At 36.6% G+C, this 16087-nt stretch carries 14 protein-coding genes and 1 other annotated feature; of the genes, 10 read left to right on the forward strand and 4 right to left on the reverse strand.

What is annotated here, in order from left to right:
- Window positions 1-121: 121 nt before the first annotated feature.
- Window positions 122-670 carry a M15 family metallopeptidase gene (locus BUB45_RS06300; RefSeq protein ID WP_073006441.1) on the reverse strand — a complete coding sequence of 183 codons (549 nt, stop codon included), beginning with the start codon at window positions 668-670 and terminating at the stop codon, window positions 122-124.
- Window positions 671-1176: 506 nt separating this feature from the next.
- On the opposite strand from BUB45_RS06300, the gene BUB45_RS06305 reads away from it, so the two are divergent.
- The 8 genes from BUB45_RS06305 to BUB45_RS06340 all read left to right on the forward strand — a co-directional run bounded on the left by BUB45_RS06305 (window position 1177) and on the right by BUB45_RS06340 (window position 9770).
- Complete coding sequence (locus tag BUB45_RS06305) at window positions 1177-1794, forward strand: glycerol-3-phosphate acyltransferase (protein WP_073006443.1); 618 nt, start codon at window positions 1177-1179, stop codon at window positions 1792-1794.
- Between the two features lie 20 nt (window positions 1795-1814).
- A complete protein-coding gene (locus BUB45_RS06310; protein WP_073006444.1) occupies window positions 1815-2300 on the forward strand; it encodes a DUF456 domain-containing protein in 486 nt (161 codons plus the stop codon).
- Between the two features lie 53 nt (window positions 2301-2353).
- A complete protein-coding gene (locus tag BUB45_RS06315; RefSeq protein WP_073006446.1) occupies window positions 2354-2902 on the forward strand; it encodes a cysteine hydrolase family protein in 549 nt (182 codons plus the stop codon).
- A gap of 286 nt (window positions 2903-3188) precedes the next feature.
- Window positions 3189-3402, forward strand: a binding site (T-box leader).
- A gap of 312 nt (window positions 3403-3714) precedes the next feature.
- Window positions 3715-5154, forward strand: a complete 1440-nt coding sequence (proS, locus tag BUB45_RS06320) for a proline--tRNA ligase (RefSeq protein WP_073006448.1) — start codon at window positions 3715-3717, stop codon at window positions 5152-5154.
- A 636-nt stretch (window positions 5155-5790) separates the two neighbouring features.
- On the forward strand, window positions 5791-6951 hold the full coding sequence (locus tag BUB45_RS06325) for a M20 family metallopeptidase (RefSeq protein WP_073006450.1): 1161 nt from the start codon (window positions 5791-5793) through the stop codon (window positions 6949-6951).
- Between the two features lie 397 nt (window positions 6952-7348).
- Window positions 7349-8125, forward strand: a complete 777-nt coding sequence (locus BUB45_RS06330; RefSeq protein ID WP_073006452.1) for a basic amino acid ABC transporter substrate-binding protein — start codon at window positions 7349-7351, stop codon at window positions 8123-8125.
- A 270-nt stretch (window positions 8126-8395) separates the two neighbouring features.
- The gene (locus BUB45_RS06335; protein WP_073006454.1) at window positions 8396-9055 is read left to right on the forward strand and encodes an amino acid ABC transporter permease; all 660 of its coding nucleotides are present in this window, start codon (window positions 8396-8398) and stop codon (window positions 9053-9055) included.
- Window positions 9048-9770: an amino acid ABC transporter ATP-binding protein gene (locus tag BUB45_RS06340; RefSeq protein ID WP_073006456.1), complete on the forward strand. Its 723-nt coding sequence runs from the start codon at window positions 9048-9050 to the stop codon at window positions 9768-9770. Before BUB45_RS06335 ends, BUB45_RS06340 begins: the two co-directional genes overlap by 8 nt.
- A 495-nt stretch (window positions 9771-10265) precedes the next feature.
- Here the strand turns inward: BUB45_RS06340 and BUB45_RS06345 are convergent, their stop codons facing one another.
- Window positions 10266-10745, reverse strand: coding sequence for a glutathione peroxidase (locus BUB45_RS06345; protein ID WP_073006458.1), 480 nt, complete (start codon window positions 10743-10745; stop codon window positions 10266-10268).
- A gap of 433 nt (window positions 10746-11178) precedes the next feature.
- On the opposite strand from BUB45_RS06345, the gene BUB45_RS06350 reads away from it, so the two are divergent.
- Window positions 11179-12861 carry a methyl-accepting chemotaxis protein gene (locus BUB45_RS06350; protein WP_073006460.1) on the forward strand — a complete coding sequence of 561 codons (1683 nt, stop codon included), beginning with the start codon at window positions 11179-11181 and terminating at the stop codon, window positions 12859-12861.
- Between the two features lie 131 nt (window positions 12862-12992).
- Here BUB45_RS06350 and trhO read toward each other — a convergent pair whose 3' ends face one another.
- Window positions 12993-13964, reverse strand: a complete 972-nt coding sequence (gene trhO, locus BUB45_RS06355; protein ID WP_073006462.1) for an oxygen-dependent tRNA uridine(34) hydroxylase TrhO — start codon at window positions 13962-13964, stop codon at window positions 12993-12995.
- 593 nt (window positions 13965-14557) lie between these two features.
- Complete coding sequence (locus BUB45_RS06360; RefSeq protein ID WP_073006463.1) at window positions 14558-14854, reverse strand: hypothetical protein; 297 nt, start codon at window positions 14852-14854, stop codon at window positions 14558-14560.
- Window positions 14855-15665: 811 nt separating this feature from the next.
- Here BUB45_RS06360 and BUB45_RS06365 point away from each other — a divergent pair.
- Window positions 15666-15956 (forward strand): hypothetical protein, encoded by a 291-nt coding sequence (locus tag BUB45_RS06365; protein ID WP_073006465.1) that lies wholly within the window; start codon window positions 15666-15668, stop codon window positions 15954-15956.
- The last annotated feature ends 131 nt before the right edge of the window (window positions 15957-16087 follow it).

Consider the following 16087-nt stretch of genomic DNA (forward strand, 5'->3'; position numbering starts at 1 on the left):
AATCGCTCGGCCTCGCGAGAAGTTCGCTCCTGCTTGTCGCAAAATCGCTCGCCCTAACGCGTAACTCGCCCTTGCTCGTCCGAAATTCGTCTTCTTCGCGCGAAATTCGCTTACAGCGCGATCACTCGCGTTCTTTGTCTGGGCGAATTCCACGTTGTAATTGATTAATGCTTAATCCAAATGTCATTTGCAAATGGGGATAGTCTTTAAATCTTTTCCAGTCTCCGCCCCATTCAAAGCCGAGCTCTTTGGCAATAGAAGCAGCTTCAAACCAATCGGATTTGCCGTTTCCGTTTCCGTCATAATCAATGTTCCAAATAACTTCTCCAGTCTCACTTCTTAGTGCATAATCGATTGCTAATCCATAATTATGGTAGGATTGTCCACCTTTTGCGTTGGTGACCGTTCTTCCTTCTGTCTCTCTTCCTTGGTCATATAATTCATTTTGTTGTTGTATGGTACGTAAACCATCTGTTATGACAACCTCTATATTTCTAGAGGCTGCCTTATTTATGAATGCCTCTTTTTTTTCTTGAACCACTGGATGAAGCTGAGTAGGCATTTCTTTATCTATATCAACGGTTTGCTTTTGATTGTATATGACAAACAAAATAAGGAGTCCGATTAAAATAATAAGCATGGGTAATAATGTTCGTTGAATTCTCTTCATGCTGCATGTATCTCCTTCATAATAATACATGGATCTGTTCATGTGATTCCAATAGAATGATACTGTAATACTTTTCGCTTCAAAAAATTATTCTACACAACTCGCAAGTGGTAAATACTCCCATTGTTCAAAAGGTATTTATAGTCCCCGCTGAAGAAGAAAGAAAAAATACTAGATTTAAACATTATGTTCATAAATTCTCACGAAGCAACGGAGCGAGTGGAACGAGTCAACGAAAGTTTTAGGAATCATGCTCCTGCAACAGGAGTATGCCGGCGCCCCCCGGCAAGCCGTTTTTAGAAAACTCCTTTTTGGTTGTTAACCTTTCATCGGCGTGAATTTGTAATTCATTTCGTATATACAGAAAATTGTTCTTATGTAATAAACGTATAAGCTTACATATTATATACTATTAGCATAGCAAATGAAGGACTGTTTGCATAATAACAAATTGTCATTACGAAATGGCAATTTTTACGATATAATAAGAAAAAAGGAGGGGACCCATGGTTACGGCACTAGTTGCTATGATTGGTTACTTCATAGGCTGCATACACGGTTCACAACTTATTAGTTTATATAAACGTGTAGATATTAAGAATTCAGGTGTTAAAAATGCTGGAGCCTCAAATACGACGATTTTATTGGGCTGGAAGTATGGGATATTTGTCGCCCTCTTTGATATTTTAAAAGGTACTTTTGCCATTTTTGTTGTATTATATCTCTTAGGTGCGCATGGTATAAGCGGAGATGAACGAATACTGCTTATATATGTTACGGCATTATTTGTCATCTTAGGACATAATTATCCGATTACGATGAAATTTAGTGGTGGTAAAGGAACTGCTTCGCTCGTTGGTATCTTACTCGCTGTCGATTGGAGGGTCGCTGTAATCGGTATTGGACTATTACTTGTTATTACAATTGCTACCGATTATTTAGTAATGGGTGTTCTTGTTATGTATCTTTCTTTCTTGTTGACGACGTATATATTTTTCGGCGTAGAACCAACTTTAATTGTTATTTTTTTATCTATTTTAAGTATCATGAAACATATGGAGAACTTTCGACGTATAGTAACAAAGCAGGAGACGAAGCTATCAAGTATGTTTCGTAAAAACTAGTCGTTGCGGGAGGAAATGTTATTTTGGAGATCGTTATTTGGATTTTAATTATTGCTTTATTTGTATTAAGCTTTGCAGGGATTATATTCCCAATTATTCCGTCTGTGTTTGTGCTTTGGGGCGGTTTCCTTTTGTATCAGTTTGCTCTCAACTCCAATGAATTAACACTTTCTTTTTGGATTGGAATGGGTATTATTACAGCACTATTAGTCGGCGCTGATATTATTGCAAATAGTTATTTTGTCAAAAAGTATGGCGGTAGCAAGTGGGGAGAACGTGGTGCCGCTGTTGCTGTTATTGTTGGTTCCTTTATTATCCCACCGTTTGGAATTCTTATTGTGCCGTTTTTAACCGTTTTTATTATCGAGTTATTACAGCAACGGACTGTACTGGAAGCGTTCCGTGCTTCAGTCGGTTCCTTAATCGGATTTCTAGGTGGGGCAGTTGCTAAAATTGTACTTCAATTTGTTATGATTGTTTGGTTCTTTGTGGTAATTATCTTTTAAGATAAAGATGTGCCGAAAATAGTTTATTTCAAAGTGGAAGGATGATTTCATTCATGAAAAAGGCGCTTTTAAATGTGGATTATACGATTGATTTTGTGGCAGAAGATGGAAAATTGACGTGTGGTGTACCTGGACAAGCTATTGAAGACAATGTGGTTTCGTTAACGAAACAATTTATTGAAAATGGCGATTATGTCGTGTTTGCCATTGATGCACATGAAGAAGGGGACGCTTTTCATCCTGAAGCAAACTTATTTCCGCCACATAATATCATCGGTACAACAGGGAAAGCGTTATATGGAAAGCTTGCTACCCTTTATAATGAGTACCAGAATAAGGAAAATGTATATTATTTTGATAAAACAAGATATAGTGCTTTTGCTGGCACTGACTTAGAACTGAAACTACGTGAGCGTGGTATTCAAGAAGTGCATATTGTTGGCGTCTGTACAGACATTTGCGTATTACATACGGCGATCGATGCCTATAATAAGGGCTTTGCCATTGTTGTTCATCAAGATGCCGTTGCCAGTTTTAATCAAGCAGGACATGAATGGGCACTTGGACACTTCAAAAACACGTTGGGAGCAAAGGTTGTTTAGTTCTTTTATTAAAAGTGTTATGGCACACATTGGGAAAACGGATTTACGATGAAAACCAGTTGTAGACAGATCATTTTCTCACTATAGTATTAAGAACGTATAAAAGTTTTAAGGGTTATAGTAAAAGGAAAACTATGCCATTCGCCATAAGACTTGGCGACAAGCCAAGTTTTTTTAAAACAACATATCGCGTTAACCCATGTGTGCTTTTTTCTGTTGAAATAAGAAGTTCCATTAACCTTGACTTTCTTTGTGGCAAATTATATAGTGTAAGTACAATTATGTCATACAAACGTAGATGAAGATTAGTATATTGAAACGTCTTTTATAGAGAGGAAATGGATGGTGGAAATTTCCAAAGATAATCAATGGAACCTGCTTCGGAGTTCGCTATTAGAAAGCTTTATGCTGTAAAATAGCGCGGGGATTCCCCGTTATCCAATGAAGTGTGCAGTTTATTTTTGCAAACAAGGGTGGTACCACCAACCTCGGTCCCTTATCGGATGGAGGATTTTTTATGTTTATAGAGAAAAAGTGAAAGGGTGCTCACAAGCAACACTTTCCTTGGTTTACGGAATGAAAAGCGCCATCGTTCACTATGGGGAAAGCCATCACTTCCTTTGAAAAAAGATCTTTCATAAACAACACCGCTTCTGCTAGAAAAATATTAGCAATGAATGTAAATCACCATTTCGTAGTAAGTTTATTGTTTGAAGCACGTGTTTACAAAGTTAGGTAAAACGGAAAGGTTTCATATTTGCAAAAAATAGTATCGACATGTAGATAAAACTATTCAAATGAGGTGTTATGTTTTGGGTAAAAAAAATAAGCAATTTGTAGAAAAAATAACCGCCATGGAAGAGGATTTTGCGCAATGGTATACCGATGTTGTCAAGCAAGCTGAATTGGTCGATTATGGTCAAGTTCGTGGAACAATGATCATTCGCCCATATGGCTTTGCCATTTGGGAAAATATTCGCGATGTATTAGATAAAAAATTTAAAGAAACCGGTCATACGAATGTGGCTTTTCCATTATTCATTCCAGAAAGCCTATTACAAAAGGAAAAAGATCATGTGGAAGGCTTTGCACCTGAAGTTGCTTGGGTTACGCACGGTGGAGATGAAGAATTAGTAGAGCGTCTTGCGGTACGTCCAACGTCAGAAGTGTTGTTCTGTGATTATTATTCGAAAAACATTCACTCCTATCGTGATTTGCCAAAGCTGTACAATCAGTGGGGGAATGTTGTCCGTTGGGAAAAAACAACCCGTCCTTTCTTACGTTCTTCCGAGTTTCATTGGCAAGAAGGGCACACAGCACATGCGACAGATGAAGAAGCATCGGAAGAAACAGAGCGGATGATAGGAATTTATGCGGATGTTGTGGAAAAATATTTAGCGATCCCAGTCCTTAAAGGGAAGAAAACAGATAAAGAAAAATTTGCAGGTGCTAAATACACACTGACGATTGAAAGCTTAATGCATGACGGAAAAGCATTGCAATCAGGGACTTCCCACCATTTCGGATCAGGCTTTGCTGAAGCTTTCGACATTACGTATTTAGATGAAAATGGAGACAGTCAATATGTTCATCAAACTTCTTGGGGATTATCCACTCGAATCATGGGTGCATTAATCATGGTTCATGGTGATAACCGTGGTTTAGTAATACCACCACGCATTGCTCCAACACAAGCGATGATCGTACCAATCGCCCAGCATAAGGAAGGCGTATTGGATAAAGCATATGATCTTCGTGACCAATTAAAAGGTATTGTGCGCGTAGACATTGATGCTAGTGATAAAATGCCTGGATGGAAATTTAATGAGTATGAAATGAAAGGTATACCAGTTCGGATTGAAATGGGGCCCAAGGATATCGAGAAAGAACAGGTAGTCCTTGTGCGACGTGATACAGGTGAAAAAGAATTTGTTCCATTGGCTGTATTACCAACACGCTTACCTGCTTTGCTTGAGGAAGTGCAAATGAATTTATATAATCGTGCAGAAAAACATTTACAAGAAAAAACCAATGTTGCTAAAAACATGGATGAGTTTGCAACGATTTTAGAAGAACAAGCTGGATTTATTAAAGCTATGTGGTGTGGGGATTTAGCTTGTGAAGAAAAAATTAAGGAAGATACACTAGCGACATCTCGCTGTATTCCATTTGAAGAAGAAAAAGTAGCAGATACATGCGTATGCTGTGGAAAAGAAGCGAAAGAGTTAGTGTATTGGGCTAAAGCATATTAAAAAAGAGAGGGATGCTCCTCTCTTTTTTAATATCTGAAATGAAGCGCGGTTTGGTCGTTTTTATCCACTACTAGGAAAAGTATTAAGGTTTCTAGGATAAAACCACGGCGCCGCCATATTACTGGGCGATAAGCCAAGTTTTTCTAATAAGCACCCCTAATGGCTTGCACTGCTATGAAATGCATTTCAAGCAAGTCTTTTCCTACAAATCGATAGTCTTCATAGATAAATCCCTCTCAATTACAACAGTTTTCCTTTCCTTATAGGCTCTCTTACTAGGTATGTCTCATGTTAATTTACGCTACTATGTAGAAAATCAATTCATCCTCTGTAGATAAGAAAGCGTCCCTTGCCCTTGTTGTACGAACAAGCAGTAGATGAAAGAAAATCGACGGTTCCGTTAACGAGATAATAGGAATTTTTTGCAAAAAGCATAACTTGATGCATAAATTTTATGGTTTAAAGGGACGTGTTATTGCAAATCACGCTAATTAATCAGCAATACAATTGAAAACGGAAAATAATAGTACAAACATACTTTTCTTCATAAAAAAAGAAAAAAAGATTGCATAATGATGCATTCAATGGTATAAATATACCTACATATTAATAATTATACATGTAGGTGGGACGAAGATGAAGTCGTTAAAAGAAACAATACAAGATATCCATGGTGAGTTATGCCATATTAGTGACTATTTATATCACCATCCAGAGTTAGGCGATCAAGAGTATCAATCGATGCAATTATTAACGAAATTACTTGAGGAGCATCAGTTTGAGGTAGAAACAGATGTAGCTGGAAGAAACACTGCATTTAAAGCTACATTTGATAGTGGAAAACCTGGCCCTACTATTGCGTACCTAGCTGAATACGATGCACTTCCCGGAGTTGGACATGGTTGTGGTCATAATATCATTGGCACGATGAGTGTTGGAGCGGGGATTATTTTAAGTACACAGGTAGCAGAAGCTGGGGGGAGTGTCGTTGTTTTAGGCACACCAGCAGAAGAAACGAATGGTGCTAAAGTGCCAATGAGTGAACAAGGTTTTTTTGATTCCATTGATGTTGCAATGATGGTTCACCCTGGCGATCAATCGTATAAAAGCGGAGAGGCACTTGCAATGGACGCGATTCAATTTTCCTACTTCGGTAAAACGTCTCATGCAGCTGCTGCACCAGAAAAGGGAATTAATGCACTGGATAGCGTCATTCAGCTGTTTAATGGGATTAACGCATTGCGCGAGCATCTTCCAACAGATGTACGCATTCATGGCATTATAGCAGACGGTGGTGAGGCAGCTAATGTAGTCCCCGATAAAGCAGTGGCACAATTTTATGTGCGAGCAAAAGAACGAAAGGAGTTAGATGCGGTAGTAGAAAAAGTACAACACATTGCTGAAGGTGCGGCACTGATGACAGGTGCTAGATTAGAAGTTTCTAATTATGAATTAAGCTACGACAATATGATAACCAATCAGGCTCTATCCAAAGCCTTTACAAAACATTTAGAGAATATCACCGCTCAGCCTGTTTTTCCTGCTAAAGAAGGCTATGGATCGATTGATATGGGAAATGTAAGCCATGTGGTGCCAGCGATTCATCCATATATTGGCTTTGATATGCTCGGTTTAACGGCACATACACAAGCGTTTGCAGATATGACAATTACAGATAAAGGGCATCAAATGATTGCTGATGGAGCATTGGCTCTAGCACAGACCGGTTTTGAAGTAATTACAGACGCAAAACTTTTAGTAGAAATTCAACAAGAGTTTCGCAAAACCAAGTGTTAAGGCACTATAAAAACGATTAAAAGTTCGCGGTTTTGGTCGGCTTTCCTCATAAAGGGTAAGCCCAGGTTGTCTAATTTTCCCTAAGTACACCATTCGTTCATCGATGACAGCTAAGTTGCAAAGGAAAATTTCACAATTGTCGGTTACCTGTTTACGAAGAATACGTAAAAATCACCTCAAAGTTTGATTATGTGAAGTGAGAAAAGTTGAAGTAACAGCTTACAGGGATTAAAGAACATGCAAGGATGCCATCATAAGTAGCGAGATCAATAGAAAGAGTTATGCATTATACACGATAAAATTATCATGCCTTATATGGGAATAAATCACTATTCATAATTAAAAAATAGTTTTGCAAATTTAGAGACATATATAAACAAAAAATGGAGTGAATAAAATGAAACATAAAATGATCCTAGTAGTTTTTGTCGTTCTCTTAACTGGAATAATAACAGCTTGTGGAAGTAGTAATGATCAAGCATCTGGAGAAGAAGGAAAAGAGAAAAAGGTTCTAAAAATGGCAACATCAGCGGACTTTCCTCCATTTGAAACGCGTGATCCAGAGGGGAATTTCGAAGGATTTGACATTGAATTAGGACAAATGATAGCGGAAGAATTAGGTTATGAATTAGAAATAGAAGATATGCAATTTGACGGATTAATTGGAGCGTTACAAGCAGATCGAGTGGATATGGTAATGTCTGGAATGAGTGCAACAGAGGAACGGAAAAAGAATGTCGATTTTTCAACAGAATACCATCGTTCCGGAGAAAGCTTTTTAACAACGAAAGACTCTGAAATTGAAACAATTGATGATTTAAAAGGAAAAACAGTCGGTGTACAGCTCGGAACGATTCAAGAGGAAGGAGCAAAAAAACTAGCAAAAGAATATGGATTTGAAGTGAAAGCAGTAGATAAAGCTGGACTTCTCCCTCAAGAATTAAACGCTAATCGGATTGATGTCGGTTATATGGATAAAACTGTTGCAGCTGGTTATGTAAAAGAACAAGATTTAAAGTTTTTTGATGATCCAACAGAGAGTTCTCCAGGGATGGGAATTGCTTTTCCAAAGGGAAGTGAATTGGTAGAAAAAGTAAATGATGTACTAGCCAAATTTGAAGAAAATGGGGAAATTCAAGAGCTAGAAGATAAGTGGTTGAAAGAATTGCAATAGATAAGTGACCAGAAGTTGACACATGTATCAAGGATATAAAGTGTTGGTATCTCCTATCTCCAGAGTGAAAAGATGGAGGTTAATCAAGTCTAATGGAAAGATAACCACCTAATTTCCCTTTTTGAGGTTCTACCCTTGGGGCTAAACATTAGCTGGGGTGAAAGAATCCCCCACTGAAAAGAAGCTTCACTTGATATACGGCCAAAGTTGGGTAACTTCTAAATGCAACATGGATGAAAAAACATAGAGAGAAAAGTGAGGTGATAAGGCATGAATTTGGATTTTAGCCAAATCGTGCCTTACATTCCTTTTATATTAGAAGGAATTGGGGCAACATTAAAATTCGTTAGTGTATCTATAGTCATTGGATTTATTTTAGGTACATTACTAGCTTTATGTAAAGTAACAAAAGTTCCTGTGTTAAAACCTTTTGCAGATGCGTATACGTCCATCTTTCGTGGCACACCACTCATTTTACAATTAATGATTATTTATTATGCTGTTCCACAGTTAACAGGCTATGATATATCCGCATTTATCTCTGCCGTATTAGCATTTGGTCTCAATTCAGCTGCTTATATTTCTGAAATTATTCGTGGTGGTATTCAAGCAGTGGAAAAAGGGCAAACTGAAGCAGCAGAGGCGTTGGGAATTCCTTATCGTCCGATGATGGCACATATCATTTTGCCACAAGCATTTAAAAATATATTGCCAGCGATGATGAATGAATTTATTACATTAACGAAAGAATCCGCCCTCGTATCTACAATCGGTTATTTAGATTTAATGCGCCGTGCACAAGTGGTTGGTTCAGACTTATATCGCAATTTTGAACCATTATTATTCGCAGGCTTAATCTACTGGGTGATGGTCTTTATTCTTACACAATTTGGTAGATTACTAGAACGGAGGCTTCGTCAAAGTGATTAAAACGGAAAATATAACGAAAAAATTTGGCAAACAAACCGTATTAAAAAATATATCGACAACGATTCAGCACGGAGAAGTTGTCGCTGTCATTGGCCCGTCTGGATCTGGTAAATCGACATTTTTACGTTGCTTAAACTTATTGGAACTCCCAACGGAAGGAAAGATTTGGCTTAACAAGCAAGAAATTACCGATCCAAAGCAAAATAAATTAGCTGTCCGAAAGCATATCGGTATGGTGTTTCAACATTTTCATTTATTCCCACACATGACAGTATTAGATAATGTGGCTTATGCACCACAAAAAGTAAAAGGAATATCCAAGCAAGAAGCTTATCAAATAGCAACAAACCTATTAGCAAAAGTAGGCTTAACGGATAAAGAAGAAGCCTACCCGAATCGCTTATCTGGTGGACAAAAGCAGCGTGTAGCCATCGCTAGGGCACTTGCTATGGAACCAGAAATAATGCTCTTTGATGAACCTACGTCAGCGCTTGATCCAGAGATGGTGAAGGAAGTACTCGATGTGATGAAAGATTTAGCAAATACTGGTATGACCATGGTTGTTGTCACACATGAAATGAATTTTGCAAAAGAGGTTGCAGATCGTATTCTGTTTTTAGACCAAGGAAAGCTGATTGAAGAAGCAGATCCTTCTACTTTTTTCCAAGCACCTGCAACAGAACGAGCAAAAGATTTTTTGGATAAAGTTTTATAAATAGAATGCGTCTTAAGTAAGCATGTTCGACCTAGGATGTAATATTTTGGCCTCTGACAAGTAAACACGCAAGCAACACAGACAGAAAAGTATATCTGTGCTGCTCTGACATAAGAAAGTGGAAGCACTGAGCCCATTTATGCTCAATAAAAGCTCTAAAGCGCATGTATTTGCCGAGGTATGCTTGTGCATTTCTGATAGTTGCACAACCTTGGTTGTAAATTTATAAACATAAAGTGGAAATGGTATTGACATGATTCATCTTAAGGTACGTTTGGATGAGGAAGGAGGTGAAGGGTAGTGGATATAGAATTATCTAGAGCAATGAACTTACGAGAGAAAGGCAAACATATAGCATCTAACGAATTGCTCATTTTTTAGTTGGATAATTAAAGAAGCAAACTAGCTATAAAAGCTAATGTCCACTTCCCTATGTCATCCAACACTTTTTCTACTAAAAAAACGTTTTCCACCACTTTACTAAACAGGCGGTTTTTACGATTGTAAAGCTGCTTCAATATCTTTTTTTATGTTTTCTGGTTTCGTTTGTGGTGCGTAGCGATTAACAACCTCGCCCTGCTGATTGATCAAGAACTTTGTGAAGTTCCATTTAATTTGCTTCGTAAACATCCCTTTTGCTTCATCTGTCAAATACTTAAACAACGGATGCGCATGCTCCCCTTTTACGTCCACCTTTGCAAACATCGGAAAAGTGACACCATAATTCAATTGACAAAACGTAGCGATTTCTTCCTCTGAGCCTGGGTCCTGATTTTTAAATTGATTACATGGAAAGCCGAGTACATAAAAACCTTCATTTTTGTATGCATCATATAACTGTTGTAAACCTTCCAATTGCGGAGTAAAACCACATTTGCTTGCTGTATTTACGATAAGCAGAACATTCCCTTTATAATTAGCTAACGACTTCTCTTTCCCATCTATCGTTTTTACATCGAAATCGTATATAGACATATAACAAAGCCTCCTTTTTGCACTATAGAAAATTAAAAAATTCCAAGTGTTATAGTGTCAGAAAAACGACGGTGTTTTTCCACCTAATGAGCTAAGTCTTTCTAAAAAAAGAATAGCAATAAGCAAATAAACTGTCAAAAATATCGTTTAGAGTTTTGTTTGAAAAATCATTTAAAAGACCTAGTAACGTATTGACTTCTAAAAGTCTACTTATTAGGTTGAAATAATTGAAATAAGTAGGAAAAAAGGCTATGATAGGGTTGCTGCTAACATCTAATTTAGGTATATATAACTATGTGTGTTGATTAGTCCACATTGTAACGGAAATTATAAAGGGTCTATTCCATTTCAAGTTTTGATCAATGCTTCACAAATTTTTTACTGTAATTGTATTTTTGAAAGGTGTTCATTTACATTGGAAGGAGAAAGAACGATGCGGAATTTAAAAATTGCAAAAAAGTTTGTTTTACTCATTACATTTGCTGTCCTCTTATCGACCATTATTAGTGTCGTAGGGTTTATATATGTACATGATATGGCAGATGATTCTAAAGAAATGTACGATAACTATTTAATTTCTATTAATAAACTTGGGGTCATTCAAAAAAACAATGCTACTATTGATGCGTATTCCATGGAAGCTTTGCTAACAAATGATCCTAATACATATAGTGATTTAAAAAAGCGTATTGATGAGCTTGCGAGTGAAAATGAAAAACTAGAAACGAAAGAATTATATCCTGAAAAGGTGATAAATATTGATAGTTATTCTATGCTAAAAGATGATTATATTCAAGGGCGAAATAATGCACTTCAATTAGCAAAAGATGATCAAGATGCTGGATATAATTACTATGTAGATCATGTTATGAGTAAACGTATAGAGCTTGACGGTATAATGACAAAAATTCAAGAATACTTTACGAATAAAGCGGATGATATGAACCAACATAATCAAAGCCATCTAAAAGAAGTAAGTATGATCTTCATAGCAGTAACAACAATAGGAATTATTCTGTTTATAGCTTTTAGCTTATGGATTGTTAAAACGATTATTAAACCAGTGAAGCATTTACGACATATTATGAAGACTGCCGAACAAGGTGAACTAGTAACAAGTAATTACAAAGCAAATGATGAATTTGGGCAATTAGTGACAGCCTTTAATGCAATGATTACTACTTTTAAGGACTTACTCTCGTCGACCCAAGAAGCGTCTGAAAATATCGTCGCGTCTTCTGAGCAATTAAGTGCTAGTGCTGGGCAAAATACACAAGCTTCAGAACATGTTGCTTCTGCTATTCAAGAGATAGCAGCTGGATCAGCGAATCAGCTCGAGCATATTGAGAAGACTGCTGATACGATGGATACGATGATTTCCAGTTTTCAAAAAATTACTGAGGATACGACTGTTGTTTCTAGTCAAGCTAAAGAGTCAGCGGAATTGTCTAGAAGAGGGGAAAGTGCGATGAATGATGTCATTGATCAAATGGAAGTCATTCGTAGTAACGTAACTAACTTAGGGAAAACTATCCATGGTTTGAGTAGCAGATTAACGGAAATTAATGCGATGAACCAAACCATTACGGATATAGCATCGCAAACGAATTTACTAGCTCTAAATGCTGCCATTGAGGCTGCACGAGCGGGGGAACATGGAGAAGGGTTTTCTGTCGTTGCCGAAGAAGTAAGGAAACTTGCTGAGCAGTCCAACGAATCTGCTAAACAGATCACGCACTTAATTGAGAATATCCAGCACGAAACGAATGAAACGATGGAGTCTATGGACGTTACAGATGCAGCTGTAGAAACTGGGACGACCGTCGTCCATGAAGCTGGTAGTACGTTTGAAAAAATAGAAAGTACATTTAATCGCATTATAAATCAATTTGCGAAAATTAGTGAAAACATTAATCAGTTGTCGTCAGGAGCAATGAATTTGCAAACTTCTATGAATGAGATTAAAGAAATTGTGACAAATACGAGTGAGCAAACACAAACTGTCTCTGCTGCGACAGAGGAACAACTAGCCTCAATAGAAGAAGTGGAATCATCCGCAGAAAACTTAGCAAAAATATCGGAAGAATTGCAAGAACTCGTTAACAAATTTGAATAAGTAGGCAACTGTACGATGAGAATTTTTTCGAATAGGTGCGTTAAAGGACGCTTTTTGAAAATGCGTTTCATCAGAAGATAGAAAAGGCTTGTTTCATAGTTAGAATCTCATCTATGAAACAAGCCATTATGTTATGCTTTCATTGTTAAGCTTTCACCTATAGCCTCAAGGAGCGCTTCTACTTCTTCTTCCGATAGTTCGTGCTCTTTCACATATAAGTTACGTGGGCTCACGCGACAATCATGTGTACAACCACGCAAATACTTATGCTCATTTTCTTCCGAGCAAAGAATTTGTTTATTACATTCTGGGTTAGCGCAGTTGACGTAACGCTCACATGGTTCGCCGTCAAAATAATCGACACCGACGACGACATGTTCTTTTTGATTGACTGGCACAGAAATGCGCTCGTCAAAGACATAGCATTTACCGTCCCATAATTCACCTTGTACTTCCGGATCCTTGCCGTATGTGACAATCCCACCATGTAGTTGATTTACATCTTCAAAGCCTTCTTCTTTTAACCAACCGGAGAATTTTTCACAACGTATGCCACCAGTACAATAGGTTAAAATTTTCTTATCTTTAAATTCGTCCTTGTGCTCGCGAATCCAATTTGGTAATTCACGAAATGTTTTAATATCTGGACGCACAGCGCCGCGGAAATGACCTAAATCATATTCGTAATCGTTACGCGCATCAATGACGACTGTATCTTCATGCTGCATTGCCTCGTAAAATTCTTTTGGTGACAAATAGTTTCCTGTCGTCTCATGTGGATCAACATCCTTTTCAAGACGGAAGGTAACTAATTCTTTTCGTGGTCGTACGTGCATTTTTTTGAACGCATGCCCATCATGTTCATCAATTTTAAACATCATATCGGCAAAGCGAGGATCGGCATGCATCATATCCATGTATGCTTTTGTTTGCTCTTTTGTGCCAGACAATGTGCCATTAATGCCTTCATGGGCAACAAGAATTCTTCCTTTTAAACCTAATTCCTTACAAAACTTCAAATGCTCAGCAGCATATCCCTCTGGATCCTCGATGTGAACATAATGATAATACAATAAAACCTCGTATGGCATATTACTTTCCATGTTGTTTACCACCTATCATTTATATTTGCAAGATACAAATGTATGGTAGTCGTTATTCATTTTTCTATCTTGCAATTGTACATTGTAGCATGTTTTTTAGATATATTCTAGTTTGTGATTTTTTATACAAACAGTTTTAAGGAGTCGGTATGAATTGATGAAGCTTATTGCCAATAAAAACAGTTGAGACCTACAACAAAATTGCGGTACAATTCATACAAGCTCTTACGCGTGCAGTAGAATTAACTGCTCAAACTTTTTACTTAAGTACATTGCTAGCGTCAGCTTGATTTAAAGCACCCTTCATAGGCATGAAAAGATATTTGGTTTGTAGGTAAAATAATTGTTTTAATAAATGTAAGCGTAAGATATTTTATGCTTACTTTAATAAGGAGTGCCATTTCTGTTGAACAGATGCTGCATGGTAATTTGGACAATCTTGCGTATGATTGACTGGAGTTACTTCAATCATGGCATGGTTCTCATTTGTTTCTATGTGTTTACAATTTGTGTCTCTGGTTAAATTTAAGAGTCCATTGATATACTCATATGATATCTGTCTATCCTTCTTTGCTCTACCGTAATCTTTTACTTTACATTTTCTTTTTTCTATCTAAATAGACCTTAGTTAAAATTAAATAGAAAAACCAAAAAAAGATAATCGTTAAAATAATAGGTGTTAAATTATCGGTATTCACCCCTAGAGTTGTATATAAATCCCAGCCATCGGTATTTTCATCGACTTTTACAAATAACGAATCGAAAAATGATGTTGTATATCCAACTTCATCATGAGTAAACATCAGCTTGATCAAACTAATTACTAAGATTATTACCGTACTTATCACAGCTGGCACTAAAGTTCCAATGATAATATTAACTATCTTCATGTAAAAACTCCTCCTTTTGTTTTTTTAATCCCAAACAACTTATGTATATAACGAAAATATATAACATCATCATTATTATACTATTGTACAATTTAGAAAAAAATAATAATTATATTATTAATGATATAAATTCTATTCTAAAATTATCCGATTATTAAAAACCCAATAATAGGTGAGAATGGATTGTCCTTTTTTGCCGGGAATAGAATTTCAATTAAAGTTGAAGGTATTATTATTAAAAGTAATTGACAAAAATAATGTTATAAAAATAAATAATGCTCTGAATTTTTAGCGCATAATCCTATTTTGATTTTATCATATTAGACGAGGTAACTAGTAATATCGATAAAGATGCTCAACAAGGAATCTTTTTCACTTTACTAGAGGAGTACAAGGATAAAATTGTATTTATTATTTCGCGTGATCTTACAAACGAAACGTATTGTAATAAATTGATAGCGTTTACGAGTGGTTCAATGTAATCTATATACTTCAATCTATACAAGTCTTTAGCAGGATAAAAGTATAAACGTTTACTAGAGACTTTATAGTGATAGGTTGGTTGCAAATGAATGGAGTCATGAGTGCAAAGTTTTAAACCTGTGGTTGTGAGACAACAACCATCATCTGCAGACAAGAGTGTAAGTTTTTGAAAGGGAAGAAGGCAGCCTGTTTCATTCATACTATTTGCGCTACAGGCATAACTCTAATATAGGAGGTTTTTGTCATATATTAAGGTTTAATTTTCCAAATATAGGGTAATATGTTTGCAGCATTATTATAAATAATAAAGTATAAGGGGATGGAAGAAATGACAAAAAAGGAAATTAAAAAATTTTCGTATGGAAGTGTAGCGAAGGTAACGGTTTACTTCGCAATCATACCTGCAATAATGTATTGGTTATTATCCATGATTGGAATTGTAGGGACCTTTTCGATGGGCGATGGTATGGGGGCTCTCGTTGCAATCGGATCTTTATTAGGCATTGTCATATTTGTAGGGATTTATGTATTAGTTGCACTGCTAAGTGCTTTAATCTACAATTTATTTGCTGGAAAATTTGGTGGACTTGTGATTACTGTGAAAGAAACAGAAGAATAAGGCATTTGCTATGTTACTTGTCAAGATATAAAGAACGAGTATTATTTGTTACACAAAGATACCAGATCACAATTTTTATAGTGATTTGGTATTTTTTAGACTAAACCAGTGATTTTAATAATAATCGATAC

This window comes from Virgibacillus chiguensis (genome assembly GCF_900129865.1).
GTDB classification, from domain to species: domain Bacteria; phylum Bacillota; class Bacilli; order Bacillales; family Amphibacillaceae; genus Virgibacillus; species Virgibacillus chiguensis.